The 15,569-nt window shown below is 67.7% G+C and carries 13 protein-coding genes and 2 tRNA genes; 3 read left to right on the top strand and 12 right to left on the bottom strand.

From position 1 onward, the window contains the following. Positions 1-21 precede the first annotated feature (21 nt). A complete protein-coding gene (gene pknB / locus ACX80L_RS17240) occupies positions 22-1,974 on the top strand; it encodes a Stk1 family PASTA domain-containing Ser/Thr kinase (protein ID WP_459291252.1) in 1,953 nt (650 codons plus the stop codon). Here the strand turns inward: pknB and ACX80L_RS17235 are convergent, their stop codons facing one another. After that, complete coding sequence (locus ACX80L_RS17235) at positions 1,975-2,619, bottom strand: aminodeoxychorismate/anthranilate synthase component II (RefSeq protein ID WP_133080022.1); 645 nt, start codon at positions 2,617-2,619, stop codon at positions 1,975-1,977. It lies immediately after the preceding gene. Between the two features lie 402 nt (positions 2,620-3,021). Between ACX80L_RS17235 and ACX80L_RS17230 the strand changes: the two genes are divergently transcribed. Continuing rightward, positions 3,022-3,270: a cell division protein CrgA gene (locus ACX80L_RS17230; RefSeq protein WP_133080021.1), complete on the top strand. Its 249-nt coding sequence runs from the start codon at positions 3,022-3,024 to the stop codon at positions 3,268-3,270. Positions 3,271-4,103: 833 nt separating this feature from the next. On the opposite strand, the gene ACX80L_RS17225 is transcribed toward ACX80L_RS17230, so the two are convergent. Continuing rightward, on the bottom strand, positions 4,104-4,976 hold the full coding sequence (locus ACX80L_RS17225; RefSeq protein ID WP_459291250.1) for a rhomboid family intramembrane serine protease: 873 nt from the start codon (positions 4,974-4,976) through the stop codon (positions 4,104-4,106). A gap of 4 nt (positions 4,977-4,980) precedes the next feature. Further along, positions 4,981-5,523, bottom strand: coding sequence for a peptidylprolyl isomerase (locus ACX80L_RS17220; protein ID WP_133080019.1), 543 nt, complete (start codon positions 5,521-5,523; stop codon positions 4,981-4,983). Positions 5,524-5,687: 164 nt separating this feature from the next. Here ACX80L_RS17220 and ACX80L_RS17215 point away from each other — a divergent pair, with 164 nt between their 5' ends. Beyond that, positions 5,688-6,530: a hypothetical protein gene (locus tag ACX80L_RS17215; RefSeq protein WP_459269411.1), complete on the top strand. Its 843-nt coding sequence runs from the start codon at positions 5,688-5,690 to the stop codon at positions 6,528-6,530. A gap of 97 nt (positions 6,531-6,627) precedes the next feature. Here the strand turns inward: ACX80L_RS17215 and ACX80L_RS17210 are convergent, their stop codons facing one another. From ACX80L_RS17210 to recF, 9 genes are all read right to left on the bottom strand, one after another. Further along, on the bottom strand, positions 6,628-7,542 hold the full coding sequence (locus tag ACX80L_RS17210; RefSeq protein WP_133080017.1) for an EamA family transporter: 915 nt from the start codon (positions 7,540-7,542) through the stop codon (positions 6,628-6,630). An 86-nt stretch (positions 7,543-7,628) separates the two neighbouring features. Next, positions 7,629-7,701 (bottom strand) — tRNA-Ala (locus ACX80L_RS17205). 45 nt (positions 7,702-7,746) lie between these two features. After that, positions 7,747-7,863 (bottom strand): DLW-39 family protein, encoded by a 117-nt coding sequence (locus ACX80L_RS17200; RefSeq protein WP_459269412.1) that lies wholly within the window; start codon positions 7,861-7,863, stop codon positions 7,747-7,749. A gap of 38 nt (positions 7,864-7,901) precedes the next feature. Next, a tRNA-Ile gene (locus ACX80L_RS17195) sits at positions 7,902-7,975 on the bottom strand. 86 nt (positions 7,976-8,061) lie between these two features. Beyond that, a complete protein-coding gene (locus tag ACX80L_RS17190; protein ID WP_133080016.1) occupies positions 8,062-8,598 on the bottom strand; it encodes a DUF3566 domain-containing protein in 537 nt (178 codons plus the stop codon). Continuing rightward, a complete protein-coding gene (gene gyrA, locus ACX80L_RS17185) occupies positions 8,595-11,264 on the bottom strand; it encodes a DNA gyrase subunit A (protein ID WP_133080015.1) in 2,670 nt (889 codons plus the stop codon). Before gyrA ends, ACX80L_RS17190 begins: the two co-directional genes overlap by 4 nt. Before the next feature lie 140 nt (positions 11,265-11,404). Continuing rightward, positions 11,405-13,525, bottom strand: a complete 2,121-nt coding sequence (gene gyrB, locus ACX80L_RS17180; protein ID WP_133080014.1) for a DNA topoisomerase (ATP-hydrolyzing) subunit B — start codon at positions 13,523-13,525, stop codon at positions 11,405-11,407. A gap of 158 nt (positions 13,526-13,683) precedes the next feature. After that, on the bottom strand, positions 13,684-14,310 hold the full coding sequence (locus ACX80L_RS17175; protein ID WP_459291249.1) for a DUF721 domain-containing protein: 627 nt from the start codon (positions 14,308-14,310) through the stop codon (positions 13,684-13,686). Continuing rightward, the gene (recF, locus tag ACX80L_RS17170) at positions 14,303-15,565 is read right to left on the bottom strand and encodes a DNA replication/repair protein RecF (RefSeq protein ID WP_208740263.1); all 1,263 of its coding nucleotides are present in this window, start codon (positions 15,563-15,565) and stop codon (positions 14,303-14,305) included. The genes ACX80L_RS17175 and recF overlap by 8 nt, the downstream gene beginning before the upstream one ends. Positions 15,566-15,569 lie beyond the last annotated feature (4 nt).

Raw genomic sequence — 15,569 nt, 5'->3', positions numbered from 1 at the left:
ATGCCGGAAGGGCACGGAGTGATGACCGCCGAGCGCGTCCTGAACGGGCGGTACGAGGTCAGGGAACTGATCGGCCGCGGCGGTATGGCGGACGTGCACCTCGGTCGTGACCTCCGGCTCGGCCGTTCCGTCGCGATCAAGGTGCTGCGACAGGACCTCGCCCGGGACCCGCTCTTCCAGTCGCGGTTCAGGCGCGAGGCGCAGGCTGTCGCCGGCCTCAACAATCCGACGATCGTCGCCGTCTACGACACGGGCGAGGAGGAGATCCCGGACCGGCCGCAGCACGAGGTCCGTGTCCCCTTCATCGTCATGGAATACGTCGAGGGCCGCACGCTCCGCGACCACGTCAAGGCCGGCGACCTCACGCCCGAGGACAGCGTCACCTACCTCCAGGGTGTCCTGGACGCCCTGGAATACAGTCACAAAGCAGGTATCGTCCACCGGGACATCAAGCCGGCCAACGTCATGATCACCCCGGACGGCGCGGTGAAGGTCATGGACTTCGGCATCGCGCGGGCCATGGCGGACTCCCAGGCCACCATGACGCAGACCCAGGCCGTCCTCGGGACGGCCCAGTACCTCTCACCCGAACAGGCGCGTGGGGAGACCGTGGACGCGCGCAGCGACCTGTACTCGGCCGGCTGCCTGCTGTTCGAACTCCTCACCGGGCGTCCACCGTTCGTCGGTGACAGTCCCGTGTCGGTCGCCTACCAGCATGTACGGGAGGAACCGCCCCTCGCCAGCAGTCTCGACCCGGCGGTGACGCCCGCGCTCGATTCCGTCCTCGCCCGGGCCCTGCAGAAGGACCGTGACCACCGGTTCCAGGACGCGGCCTCCTTCCGGCGTGCCCTGCTCGACGCCCGCCGCGGTATCGTCCTGGCCGACACCCCGAGCCTGGCCACCGAGGCGATGGACGTCCTGGCACCCCGGACACGGACGCGCGCGGAGACGATCGGGGCTGCGGCGTTCGGCGCGACGGCAGCCTCGGTGGATCCGCGGACCCGTGCCATGGACCGCGTGGCAGCCGGACCCCCTCGCCCCGACGTGCACGGTGACGGTTCCGACGACGGCCGTCTCGACGTCCTGCAGGGCGCCGACGAGCCCGCGGACCGGCAGGACCGACGGCGGAGATCCTCGCGCGCCGCCTGGATCACGGTGTTCTTCGTGGCGGTCCTGCTCGTCCTCGCCGGAGGCTATGTCTTTCTCACCAATGTCGCGGGCGACCCCCCGGCACAGGAGGTGGCGACCGTCGTCGTCCCCGACCTCGCGGGGATGACCGAGGCCGACGCCACGGACGTGATCGTGGATGCCGGTCTGGTCCCCTCCACCGACGAGGAGTACAACGCGTCGGTCGAGGCAGGGAAGGTCATCGGATCCGATCCGTCCCCGGGGGCATCGGTGGAGCGTGAGTCACGCGTGAACATGACGGTCTCCCTCGGGCCGGCCAACGTCGTGCTGCCCGACTCCCTCGCCGGGCTCACGGAATCGTCGGCGCGCGATCAGCTCGAGGTGCTCGGCCTGCGTGGCGGTGGGATCACGGAGGAACCCAGTGCCGAGGTCCCCGAAGGCAGGGTCATCACCACGAATCCCCAGGCCGGCCAGTCCGTCCCCGTGGGGAGTTCCGTGGACCTGGTGCTCTCGAACGGCAAGGTGACAGTGCCGCTGCTCACCGACCTGACCGTCGCACAGGCGGAGGCGCTGCTGGCGGATCCGGCGGTCCGGTTGCCGTTCTCCGTCCGAGAAGTCGAGAACAGCGTCGTCGCGCCGGGGATCGTCACGGCGCAGTCGGCGCCTGCCCGCTCCGAGGTGGAGCAGGGGACGGAGATCGTGCTCACCGTCGCGACGGCACCCGCCGAGCCGGCGCCCGAACCGACGCCGGCACCCACGCCCGAACCGTCCGAGACATCGAACGGACGACCGACCGAGGGTCCCGACGACGAGCCCTCGTCGGAACCCACCGACGAGGACGGATAGCTAGCGCGCGATGAGGGGGCTGAGTCCGGCCGCCGTGGCCGCGGCGCCCTCGAGGCCCAGCGATTCGAGCCAGTTCCCCAGCATCTGGTAGCCGCCCTCGGTCAGGACCGACTCGGGGTGGAACTGGACGCCGCACAGCGGAGCCGTCCTGTGTTCGAGTCCCATGATGATGCCGCTGGCCGTCCGCGCGGTGACGGTGAGGGCTGCCGGGACGTCGTCACTCACCGCTGCGAGCGAGTGGTAGCGCGTAGCGGTGACCGGCGACGGGAGCCCGGCGAAGACACTCGTAGAATCGTGTTCCACGAGTGACGTCTTGCCGTGCATGAGTTCGGGCGCATGCGTGACCGTCCCGCCGTAGGCTTCGGCCAGTGCCTGGTGCCCGAGGCACACTCCGAGCATCGGCTTCGCGTGGTCGCCGCACCACCGGATGAGATCGACGCAGACACCGGCCTCGGCAGGTGTGCCGGGCCCGGGGGAGATCAGCACGCCGTCGCGGGACGCGGCCATCTCCTCGGCCTCGGCGAGCGTGACGTCGTCGTTCCGGACCACGGTCGTCTCGGCACCGAGTTCCTGCAGGTACCCGACGAGCGTGTAGACGAAGCTGTCGTAGTTGTCGACGACGAGGATACGGGTGGTGTCAGCCATGAGCTCAGGGGGACCAATCGTTGAAGCTGGAGGCGGGTCGGACCGGGAGACCCAGGGGGAACGCGCAGACACTCGGTGCTGCGGCTGCGAGGACCCCCGGGAGGACGATGCGCATCCAGGGGATGCCAGCACTCACCGGCTAGGCAATGATACGCTCCCGGGCTGGGAACCGCCGATGGCAGCCCGCCGTAATGCCGTCCGGACGGCGCGGCCCGCGGGTGAAACCCTCCCTGCCGCTTCGATGCACCGGTAGCCGGCGGTTCTTGGCTAGAATCGTTCGGAGAACCGGGCCGCCGGACGTCGTCGTTCCCTCAGGGTTGCCTGCGGACCGCGACGCGCCGGAGCGGCCGGCGAGACCATCGGCGTACCTGATCCGCAGGTGCGCCCTGTCGAGGAGGATCCGTGCCCGAGTCCAAGCCCCGCAAGAGAGCCAGCTCCGCTGCGGCCACCGTGAATTCCTCGCAGCCCAAGCCGAACCCGGTCTGGTACAAGCCCGTGATGTTCGGGCTCATGATCATCGGCCTACTGTGGATCATCACGTTCTACATCTCGATGTCCACCCTCCCGGTCGCGGCCTGGGGGTCATGGAACATCCTGGTGGGCTTCGGGATCGCCATCGTCGGTTTCCTGATGACCACGCGCTGGCGCTGACCGCTGGAGCTGTAGGACCCGTTCCACATCCACCGAGGGTCGAGTTCACGTCCGGTCCGTAGCCCGCCGCGGTGAGCGGTGCACGGATGCCACGGTCGACGTCGGGCAGGTACCCGATGAGGACGTCCGCTGGTCCGCCCATGGCCGGATCCCCGGTCACAGCCGGAAGGACGATTCCATCGGCGCGCCCCGGACCCTCCCCGGGATGGTCCCGCACCAGGTGGCGCAGCGTCGCACCCTCCGGCGGCCCGTCCAGGATGCTGCCCTGCTCGCCGTCGACATCACCGACCTCCCACGTCTCCCGCGACCCCCGCAACTACCGCGTCTTCCGCGACAGGCAGGCCCGATCGGCCCCCCGGGTCCGGAGGGCATGGCCGTCGAGGACGAGCGGTTTCGTCGGTGTGGTGGGGCGGAGCGGGTGGAGCTGCCCAAAGGGCCTCTCGGCCGGCGGGACCTCTACCGAAGGGCGCGGATGCACTGCGCGCTCCAAGTACCCTGTGCCGGCGGGCGGCGCTCGATGAGGCCCCACCGGGTCCCGCCTCGGGGTCCGATGCGGGAGCAGGGACCGCTGGTGCAGGTGCCGCGCGGGGTTCGGGGCCGGGAGGGGGAAGCGCGGCCGGGCCTTGTCCCCACTGTGCACACGGTGTGCAGAAAGTTATCCACAGGTGTGCACATTATTGTTGATGATTCACGGAACGGCCCGGAATCTCGGGCCCCGCTTATCCACAGGTGTGGAATTACATGTGTGTAAGTTATCCCCCGTGTGGATAAGGGGTGTGGAAAACGTGATGAAGGGCCGGTGCAGGAGCGCCGGCCCTTCATCGGTGTGATTCCTAGATCGGGAGGAGTGTCACGCCCAGGAACGTCAGTCCACCGAGGATCACGACGATGCCGCCGATCCCCAGCCACTGCAGACGCGACTGGCGGGCTCCCTTCGGCGCGTAGGCGATCACGGCTGCGCAGGCAGCACCGGCGAGGAGTCCTCCGAGGTGCGCCTGCCACGCGATGCCCGGCACCACGAACCCGATCACGGCATTGATGGCGATCAGGACGACGATCTGGCGTACGTCCCCACCGCGCCTGCGCTGGATGATGAACAGGGCCCCGAAAAGGCCGAACACGGCGCCCGAGGCGCCCACCACGTACTGCAGGGGCCCGCTCAGCAGGAGGACGCCCAGGGAACCGCCGACCGCCGAGACGAGGTACAGCGCCAGGAACCGCGCCCGGCCCATCGACGGCTCGAGGACCTTTCCCAGGATGTACAGCGCATACATGTTGAAGGCGATGTGCAGGAAGGAACCCTGCGAGTGGAGGAAGGCCGCGGTGAGCATGCGCCAGGGCTCGGCCGGTATGACACCGCCGGCGCCGGCGGTGAAGACCGGTGCGTAGGAGAACGCCCGGGTCAGTCCCGGCACCACGAGCTGGAGCAGGAACACTCCCACGCAGATGGCGATCAGCGTGGTGGTGACGACGGGGGTGCCCCCGCGCGCGACGCCGCCGAAGGCGTTCCTGCGGACCGGCGCGCCCGCCGCCTGCTCACGCACGCAGTCGACGCACTGGAAGCCGACCGCGGCGGGCCGCTGGCATTCGGCGCAGGCCGGGCGGCCGCACCGCTGGCACCTCACATAGCTGACGCGATCGAGGTGCCGCGGGCAGACGGGTGCCTCCTGGCTGCCGGCGTCGGGCGCGGGGACACCGTAGGACATTCGGTTAGAGCTGTTCCACGGTGATGCTCTCGATGACGACGTCGTCGAGGGGCTTGTCCCTCATGTCCGTTGCGATCGAGTTCAGCTTGTCGACCACCTTGCGTGATTCCTCGTCGGTGACGTCTCCGAAGATGGTGTGCTTGCCCTGGAGCCACGTCGTCGGGACGGACGTGATGAAGAACTGCGATCCGTTGGTCCCTCGTCCTCCCTGCAGCCCGGCATTGGCCATGGCGAGCTTGTACGGCTCGGTGAACGTCAGGTCGGGGTTGATCTCGTCGTCGAACTTGTAGCCGGGGCCCCCGATGCCCTGCCCCAGGGGATCGCCGCCCTGGATCATGAAGTCCCTGATGATGCGGTGGAAGATGGTGCCGTTGTAGAGGGGAGCGTTGCTCTCCTCCCCGGTCTGGGGGTGCGTCCAGGCGATCTCGCCCGTCGCGAGGCCCACGAAGTTCTTCACGGTCTTCGGCGCATGGTTGCCGAAGAGGTTCACCTCGATATCGCCCTGGTTGGTGTGGATGGTCGCTTTTGCGGTTGGGATAGCAGTCATTCGGCCATTCTTTCACGCGGCCCCTGACAATAAGCTGGAGTAGTGCCATTCCGCCCACAGTGGAACAACCGGTTCGCACGGTCTTCCGCAGGGCCACGGATAGCAACCCCCTGCCCATGCAACGTAGGCTGATCACAACGAGCAACCACCCCCTGGAGGTTTTTGTGAAGAACAACGTACGCGCCCCCCACGATCTCGAGGAGAGCGTCGCCATCGGAGCAGCTTTCGCTGCCGGAGTCGCAGCAGCGCGGGCCTGGGCATCACCGCACGTCGATGCCGCCTACGGCTGGGCCAAGCCCCGGCTGGAGAAGGGCATCGAGACCGCGGGCCCCGCACTGCAGGACACCGTCCGGAAGGCCACGGAAGGGGTATCCGGCGGTATCGCCGTCGTCACCCCCCTCATCCAGGACCGGATCGACAAGGTCACTCCCGCGCTGACCTCCGCCAAGGGCAAGGTCGTGGACGAGTACCTGCCGGCACTGTCCACCCGGCTCGGGGAATCGGCCGACACGGCGTCCCGCTCCCTCGCGGAGGCCACCGTGCCGCCGGTCGTCGAGAAGGCGGTCATCAAGATGACCGGCGACAAGAAGGCCGTGAAGAACGCCCAGAAGCGCCTGGTCGCCGCGACCATGCAGGCCTCCAAGGATCTCAAGAAGAGCAAGGCACGCAAGTCGGGCAAGGGATGGCTCGTCGTCGGGATCATCGCGTCCGCGATCATTGCCGGCCTCGCTGCATGGCGGGCCTCGAAGCCGGTCGAGGATCCCTGGAAGAGCCCCGCTCCGATCAAGTCCGCCCCTGCCTCCACCTCCGGCGGCACGTCGCAGGAAGCGAAGGACGTCGTCGCCTCCGTCAAGGAAGCGGCCGAACGAGCGACGAAGGAGTCGGCCGAGCCCGCCGGCGATGTGAAGACCACAGCCGCGGATGCGGCCGCCAAGGTCGCGGAGTCGACGAAGGACGCGACGGAAGCGGCGAAGCACGCCGCCAAGCCGCAGGAGCCCAAGGCCTGACGACGCCACTCCTGGAGGAGACCCCCGGCACCATGGTGCCGGGGGTTTTCTATTCCTGGAAAAGCATGCTTTTCTCGGAATGTTTACGCCCGCTGCTTCAGTCCCCACCGAGCGCGGGCGGGGGGCCGGCCGTCGCCTGCTCCAGCATCCGCCGGCGGTCCCTGCGCTGCTGGCCCCGGATGACGACAGCCAGGCCGACAAGGATCAGGATCAGGCCCCCGTAGGTCCCGGCAGGAAGCTTCTCCCCGAGGAACACGGCCGCGAGGAGTGCAGCGCCGGGGATCTCCAGCAGGATGATCATCGACACGACGAGCGGACTCATCACCGCGAGCAGGTGGTTGAACACCGAGTGGCCCATGATCTGCGCCAGCAGGGTGACCGCGAGGATCCCCGCCCACGCCGCGGGGGAGAAGCCGATGACCGGCTGCCCCGTGATCGCGCACAGGACCAGCAGGATCCCGGCGCAGGCTCCGTAGCAGAGGGTCGTGTAGGTGCCGGTGGACATCGTCCGCCGTGCCGCCGCTCCCGCCATCTGGTAGACACCCGCCAGGGCCCCACCGGCCAGCGCGAGCAGATCTCCGAGGAGCGCTTCGCCCGAGAGCGAGAGGTCGAACCCGGTGATGATGACCACACCCACGAATGCGACGGCGAGCCCCGCCACCACGGCACCGTGCGGCCGGGATCCCAGGAGCGCATTGAACAGTGCGATCCATGCCACCTGGAGACAGACCAGTGCGGTGGCCGCTGCCACGGACGTGAGCTTCAGCGCGGTGATGAAGCATGCGAAGTGCAGCGCCAGCGCCACGGCCGCCACGGCGAGCCGCCGGTAGTCCGCGCCGCGCAGGGCGGCGAACTCGGCCCGCTTGGAGACGGCGGCGGGCCCCCCCATGAGCACCGCACCCAGGAGGTTCCGCCAGAACGCTATGGCGAGGACGGGCGCCGCCGTCGCTGCCATGATCGGGCCGGATGCGGACACACCGATCACGCCCAGGATCGAGAGGAAGATAATCACCCGGCAACCCTATTGCACTCCATCGGTGCTCCCGGGACGACGCTTAACGCGGGAAGTCCCGGTCGATGACCGGGACTTCCCTTCGGTGGAGGCACGGGGACTCGAACCCCGAACCCCCTGCTTGCAAAGCAGGTGCGCTACCAATTGCGCCATGCCCCCGAAACAGAACTCGTCCAGTGTAGATGCACCGGATGATGCTCTGTGCTATGCGAGATCGTCCGTGGCGTTGCTCCAGACGTTCTTGCTCTTCTCGGAATCCTGCCACCGCTTGTACATCAGGACACTGGCTGCAGCCGCTGCCGCGATGAGCAACTTCTTCACATCAGTCTCCTTGCAACTACCTGCCGGTGGCAGATCCGTGGGCGTACCAGGACTTGAACCTGGGACCTCTTCGTTATCAGCGAAGCGCTCTAACCGCCTGAGCTATACGCCCCGATACCTCTTCGGGCCGAGATACGACTTTACAGTAGTGTCTCGGCATTTCTCAAATCGCCCGCGGGCGCCGAAGGGGCAGGTGTCCTAGTCGTCCGTCAGCGTGACGCCGATGCCGCCGACCAGGGTGGACGAGATGTTGTAGAGCACGGCCGAGAGCATGGCCAGGGCTGTCAGGAGCACCACGTTCACCACGGCGATGATCGTGGCGAACGAGAGCACCTGCGGCAATGACGCGAACTGGCGGAGGTCGAATCCACCGTTCTCGGAGCCGGCGATCTCCCGCAGGAGCTCGTTGACCCCGTCGAAGATGCCGGTCAGGTCGAGGACGGTCCAGATGACGAAGGACGCGACGACCGTGACGATCCCCAGCGCGACCGACAGCAGGAACGACATCTTCAGGACCGACCACGGATCGACCTTGCTGACGAGCAGGCGGGCCTTGCGGGCCTTCGCCTTCGGTGCCGGCTTGACGAGATTGGGTCGCTGCCCCGGACGGCCGGCCTGCGCACCCGCGGATGCCGGACGCTGGGCAGGGCGGGCAGGCGCGTTCACGCGCGGAGGAGCCCCGGGCGTCCGCACTTGTCCGCTGGACGACCGCGGGTTGGTGTTGGCCGAGCTCACTCGCTACCTCCGTGTTCCGGCGACTCAGCGTCAGGCTCAGCCGTTTCCTCTGTCGACAACCGTACTTCATCGGCTGTGAACTCCGCAGGATCCTCCTGCGGAGAGACCGTATCGATCACGTCGACATCCGGGCTGCCCTCGGAGGGATCCTCGATGAGGCCCTCCTCCACGGCGACGCTACGCTCGCTGTTCCGGGCCACGGCGATGATCCGGTCGGTCTTGTCGGGCTTCGCGAAGATGACGCCCATCGTGTCGCGGCCCTTGGCAGGGACACCGGCGACGGCGGACCGGACGACCTTGCCGCCGCCCATGACGACCAGCACCTCGTCCTCCTCCTGCACCACCAGGGCGCCCACCAGGTCCCCGCGCTCCTCGGCCAGCTTCGCGACCTTGATACCCAGGCCGCCACGGCCCTGGACACGGTAGTCGTCGACCCTGGTCCTCTTCGCGAAACCGCCCTCGGTGACGATGAAGACGTAGGAGTCGTCGGTGACCACCTTGGCGGCCAGCAGCTCGTCGTCGTCGCGGAACTTCATGCCGGTCACACCCGACGTCGCGCGTCCCATCGGTCGCAGGGCGTCGTCGTCGGCCGTGAAGCGCAGCGACTGTCCCTTCCGCGAGACGAGCATGATGTCGTCCTCGCCGGAGACGAGCTGCGCGGAGACGAGCTCGTCGTTGTCGCGCAGGTTGATCGCGATGACACCCGCCGTCCGGTTGGTGTCGTAGTCCTCGAGGCGGGTCTTCTTGACGAGCCCCCGCTTGGTGGCCAGGACCAGGTAGGGGGACTGCTGGTAGTCGCGCAGGTCCAGCACCTGGGCGATCGTCTCGTCCGGCTGGAAGGCCAGGAGATTCGCGACGTGCTGGCCCTTTGCATCACGCGCGGCCTCGACGAGCTCGTAGGCCTTCGCCCGGTACACCCGGCCCAGGTTGGTGAAGAACAGGAGCCAGTGGTGCGTGGTGGTGACGAAGAAGTGCTCAACGACGTCGTCGCCGCGCAGCTGTGCCCCCTTGATGCCCTTGCCGCCGCGCGCCTGCTGCCGGTAGTTGTCGCTGCGCGTGCGCTTGACGTATCCCCCGCGGGTGATGGTGACGACCATCTCCTCCTCGGGGATGAGGTCCTCCATGCTCATGTCGCCGTCGTAACCCATGAGGATGTCGGTGCGGCGGTCGTCGCCGAACTTCGCCACGATCTCCGCGAGTTCCGTGCTGACGATGCCGCGCTGGACGTCCTCCGAGGCGAGGATGCGGTTGAACTCGGTGATCATCGATTCGAGTTCGGCGTGCCGGTCCTGGATCTTCTGTCGCTCGAGCGCCGCGAGCCGGCGCAGCTGCATGTTGAGGATGGCGGTGGCCTGCAGCTCGTCGATGGCGAGCAGCCCCATGAGCCCGTCACGGGCCTCCTCGGTGGTGGAGGAGGCGCGGATCAGCGCGATGACCTCGTCGAGCGCGTCGAGCGCCTTCAGGAGGCCGCGGAGGATGTGGGCCTCCTCTTCCGCCTTGCGCAGCCGGTAGCGGGTGCGCCGCACGATGACTTCGAGCTGGTGGTTCACCCAGTGCCGGATGAAGGCGTCGAGGCTGAGCGTGCGGGGCACGTCGTCGACGATCGCCAGCATGTTCGCGCTGAAGTTGTCCTGGAGCTGCGTGTGCTTGTACAGGTTGTTGAGGACCACCTTGGCGACGGCGTCGCGCTTGAGCACGATCACCAGGCGCTGCCCGGTCCGTCCGGACGTCTCGTCACGCAGATCGGCGATGCCGCTGATCTTGCCGTCCTTGACCAGTTCGGCGATCTTGATCGCGAGGTTGTCCGGGTTGGCCTGGTACGGGAGCTCCGTGACGACGAGGCAGGTCCGGTTCTGGATCTCCTCGACATTGACGACGGCGCGCATGGTGATCGAGCCGCGCCCGGTGCGGTAGGCGTCCTCGATGCCCTTGTGCCCCAGGATCTGGGCACCGGTCGGGAAGTCGGGGCCCTTGATCCGGGCGATCAGCGCCTCGAGCAGTTCTTCCTTCGAGGCCTCCGGGTTCTCCAGGTACCACTGGACACCGTCGGCCACCTCGCGCAGGTTGTGCGGCGGGATGTTCGTGGCCATGCCGACCGCGATGCCCGAGGATCCGTTGACGAGCAGGTTCGGGAAGCGCGACGGCAGGATCGTCGGCTCCTGGTTCTTGCCGTCGTAGTTGTCCTGGAAGTCGACGGTCTCCTCGTCGATGTCGCGCACCATCTCCATGGCGAGCGGGGCCATCTTCGTCTCGGTGTATCGCGGAGCCGCGGCGCCGTCGTTACCGGGCGAGCCGAAGTTCCCCTGGCCCAGCGCGAGCGGGTAGCGCATGGTCCAGTCCTGGATCAGGCGGACCAGGGCGTCGTAGATCGCGGAGTCACCGTGCGGGTGGTACTGGCCCATGACCTCGCCGACCACGCGGGCACACTTGTTGAACGAGCGGTCGGGCCGGTAGCCGCCGTCGAACATGGCGTACAGCACGCGGCGGTGCACGGGCTTGAGGCCGTCGCGGACGTCGGGCAGGGCCCGGCCGACGATAACCGCCATCGCGTAGTCCAGGTAGGACCGCTGCATCTCGGTCTGCAGGTCGACCTGCTCGACGCGGTCGGTCAGGACCTCACCCTCGATGGGCTCGTCCGGTCCGTTGCCGGTGATGTCGTCACTCATGAATCAGTTCCGTTCGTGAAAGGTTCTCGACCACAAAGGAGACGCGGTCGCCGGCCGATGCCCGACATCTTGTGTAGGCGCTTTAATATCTGCGAGGAACGAGCAGATTTCTTTGCGCCGGCAAGATGCCGGGTGTCGGCTCAGATATCGAGGAAACGCACGTCCTTGGCGTTCTGCTGGATGAAGTTGCGGCGGGACTCGACGTCCTCGCCCATCAGCACCGAGAACACCTGGTCCGCCGCGGCGGCGTCGTCCATGGTCACCTGGAGCAGCGTGCGGTGGTCCGGATCCATGGTGGTCTCCCACAGTTCCGTGTAGTCCATCTCGCCGAGGCCCTTGTAGCGCTGGATGCCGTTGTCCTTGGGCAGCCGCTGGTTGTTGGCGAGCCCGATCCGGATCACCTCGTCACGCTCGCGGTCGCTGAACACGTAGTCGTGCTTCGCGTTGGACCACTTGATCCGGTACAGCGGCGGCTGGGCCAGGTAGACGAAGCCGTTCTCGATCAGGGGACGCATGTAGCGGAACAGCAGCGTGAGCAGCAGCGTGGTGATGTGCTGGCCGTCCACGTCCGCGTCGGCCATGAGCACGATCTTGTGGTAGCGGGCCTTGTCCACGTTGAAGTCCTCGCCGATGCCCGCGCCGAACGCGGTGATCATGGCCTGGACCTCGCTGTTGCCGAGGGCGCGGTCGAGGCGGGCGCGTTCGACGTTCAGGATCTTCCCGCGGAGGGGGAGGATGGCCTGGGTCTCGGGGTTGCGTCCTCGGACGGCCGAACCGCCGGCCGAGTCGCCCTCCACGATGTAGATCTCGGACCGGGCGGGGTCCTTGGACTGGCAGTCCTTGAGCTTGCCCGGCATGCCACCGGACTCCAGCAGCCCCTTGCGCCGCGTGGACTCGCGCGCCTTGCGCGCCGCGAGGCGGGCCTGCGACGCCTGGATCGACTTGCGGATGACATCGCGAGCCGGGCCGGGGTTGCGCTCGAGCCAGTCGCCCAGCTGATCGGTGACGACACGCTGGACGAAGCCCTTGACCTCGGAGTTGCCGAGCTTCGTCTTCGTCTGGCCCTCGAACTGCGGCTCCGACAGCTTGACGGAGATGACGGCGGTCAGTCCCTCGCGGATGTCGTCACCCGTGAGGTTGTCGTCCTTCTCCTTGATGATGTTCTTCTCGCGTGCGTACTTGTTGATCAACGTGGTCATGGCCGCACGGAAGCCCTCTTCGTGGGTGCCACCCTCGTGCGTGTTGATCGTGTTCGCGTAGGTGTGCACGCTCTCGGAGTACGCCGACGTCCACTGCAACGCGATCTCGACGGACATGGTCCGGTCGGTGTCCTCGGTCTCGAAGGCGATCACGTCGGGGTGGACGACGTCCACGCGCTTGGACGAGTTGAGGTGGCGGACGTAGTCCAGCAACCCGTTCTCGTAGAAATACACCACGGCCCGGTGCTTCGGCTCGCCGTCGGACTCCTGCGCGTTCTCGACCTCGGTGACCTCGTCGGTCTGCACGGCGTCGACCCGTTCGTCGGTCAGTGTGATGCGCAGCCCCTTGTTGAGGAACGCCATCTGCTGGAAGCGCGCGCGGAGTGTCTCGAAGTCGAACTCGGTGCTCTCGAAGATCGCTTCGTCGGGGTAGAACGTCTGGGTGGTCCCGGTCTCCGAGGTCTCCTCACCCTTCCTCAGTTCACCGAACGGCTTGCCACCGTCCCTGAAGGACTGGCGCCAGACGTGTCCTTGGCGGCGGACCTCGGTCTCGACGCGCTTGGACAGGGCATTGACGACGGAGATACCGACGCCGTGCAGGCCACCCGATACCGCGTATCCTCCGCCGCCGAACTTGCCGCCGGCATGGAGGATGGTCATCACGACCTCCACGGTGGGACGTCCCTCGGTGGGGTGCATGTCGACGGGGATGCCGCGTCCGTTGTCGACGACCTTGACACCGCCGTCGGTCTGGAGCGTGATCTCGATGTGGTCGCAGTACCCGGCCAGCGCCTCGTCGACGGAGTTGTCCACGACTTCGTAGACGAGGTGGTGGAGACCGCGGGGGCCGGTGGACCCGATGTACATTCCGGGGCGCTTCCGGACCGCTTCCAGACCCTCGAGGACGGTGATCTCGCTGGCACCGTATGCGTGTTCCGTCGCCGCCTCCAGAATCGGGGACTCGCCTTCGCCGATCAACACATCACTTGCATTCAACTCGTTCTCGTGTGCCACAGGCGTAGACGGCTCCTCAGCTGGATAGGCAAAACAATCTCGCTCCATTCTACCCTGTGGAGGGCTACAATCCCGCACGAGTAGGCCCTCACTGTCCAATAAACAGCCACCAGAGCCGATCGCGGGTCCTTCCATGAGGACGTATACGCCGGGCGGACCCCCGATCGACGTACAGGCCGTCCAGCGGGTGCGCGGACCGGCTCGGTTCAGCCGTACGTGTCGCGGGGCCCCCGCCCCTTGACGGAGCGCCCGCCCTTGCGCCAGCTCGGCGCCGCCGGCCCGACGACGGCGAGGCGCGTCACCACCCCGGCACCGAGTTCGGCCTCGAATCGCTGCAGCACCTGCGGGGTGATGAGGCGGAGCTGTGTCGCCCATGCCGTGGAATCGCACCGCACGAGCACCGTGTCGGCGTCGAAGCTCTCGGGTACGCAGTGCGCCGCGATGTCGGCACCGACGATCTCGTCCCAGCGGGTCAGCACCGATCCGATCGCCACCGGCGACTTCCAGCCTCGTTCGGCCAGCATCCTCGAGAAGACGTTGCCGACCCCCTCCGGGTCCCTGCCGCCGTAGACGGGTTCGGGTGAGTACCGGCGGCGGGTCTTCTTGGCGGTGGGTGAGGCTGCGGCCTCCCGGGGCGTGCCCCGCGACTGGGAAGCGTTGCGCAGCCGGTTGAGCAGCGCCTGGGGAGCATCCTGCTCGGGGAACGGCCCGGGCTGCCCCGTCCCGTCCCCACCCGCAGCGCCGTCGTCCCGTCCGCCCCGGTGCCGGCTCGTCGGCATGTCGGGATCCGCCCCGTCGGACGGGGCGTCATCCGGCGGGTGTCCGTCACTCATCGGTTTCCCCGGTTTCCACCCGTGCGGTCGCACCGGTATCGGTCGGCTGCTCGGTGGAACCGTCGGGCTCCTCGATCCCACCCGGGACGACGCGGATCTGGCGTCCCAGGAGGGCCTGCGGTATGTCGTCCCCGACGGCCGCCGTCACCAGCACCTGCTCGGCCGGCGCGACGATCGCCGCCAGGCGGGTCCGCCGTTGGGCGTCGAGTTCGGCGAAGACGTCGTCGAGGATCAGCACCGGATCGCCCCCGGGCGTATGGTCCTCCTCGAGCAGCAGGTAGTACGACGCCAGCCGCAGGGCGAGGGCCATCGACCAGGTCTCACCGTGCGAGGCATAGCCCTTGGCCGGGACCTGGCCGAGGAGCAGGTCGAGCTCGTCCCGGTGCGGTCCCACGAGTGAGATGCCCCGCTCGAGTTCCTTCCTGCGGTGCCGGAGGAGGCTCCCCACGAACAGAGCGGTCAGTTCTGGCAGTGCCAGATCCCGCAGCGCCTCCGGAGGCGCGTCACCTCCGGTGCCCGCGCCGTCGGAGTCCCCCGCGAGGTCCGACGACGACGAGACGCTGGAGACGTAGGTGATGTCGGCGCCTTTCGAACCGTCGGTCAGTTCCTTGTAGGCGCGCTGTACGTGCGGGCGCAGCTTGTCCACGAGGAGCAGCCGCGCGGACAGCAGTCTCGCCCCCGCTTCGGCGAGGTGCTGGTCCCAGACGTCGAGGGTCGACTCATGGGCCGTGGAGAACCTGCCGGCGGCACGTGCCGACTTGAGGAGGGCGTTGCGCTGCTTGAGGACACGCTCGTACTCGGCACGCAGCGCCGACTGATGGGGAAGGAGCGAGACCAGGACCTCGTCCAGGTACCGGCGCCTTCCCGAGGGATCCCCCTTCACCAGTGCCAGGTCCTCGGGAGCGAAGAGGACGGTCTTGAGGATTCCCGCGGCGTCCCTGGCCCGCACCGGATTGGACCTGTTGATCCGGGCCCGGTTCGCGGCGACGGCGTTGATCTCCACCTCGACGCCGGTGCGTTGCGTCCCGCGGACGAATCGGCCACGGATGATCGCGCGTTCCTCGCCGAAGGCGATGAGCGGTTTGTCGGTGCTCACGCGGTGCGACGAGAGTGTCGCGAGATACCCGATGGCCTCGACGATGTTCGTCTTCCCGACACCGTTCGGCCCGACGAAGACCGTGATGCCGGGCTCTATGGCGGTGTCGAGTTGCCTGTAGCTCCGGAATCCGGTGAGCGAGAGGTGCTCAACGTACACCGGG

It is taken from the genome of Arthrobacter sp. MDT1-48-3 (assembly GCF_054511015.1).
The sequence above is the reverse complement of the archived record's forward strand: the minus strand, read 5'-3'. Positions and strand labels throughout refer to the sequence as shown.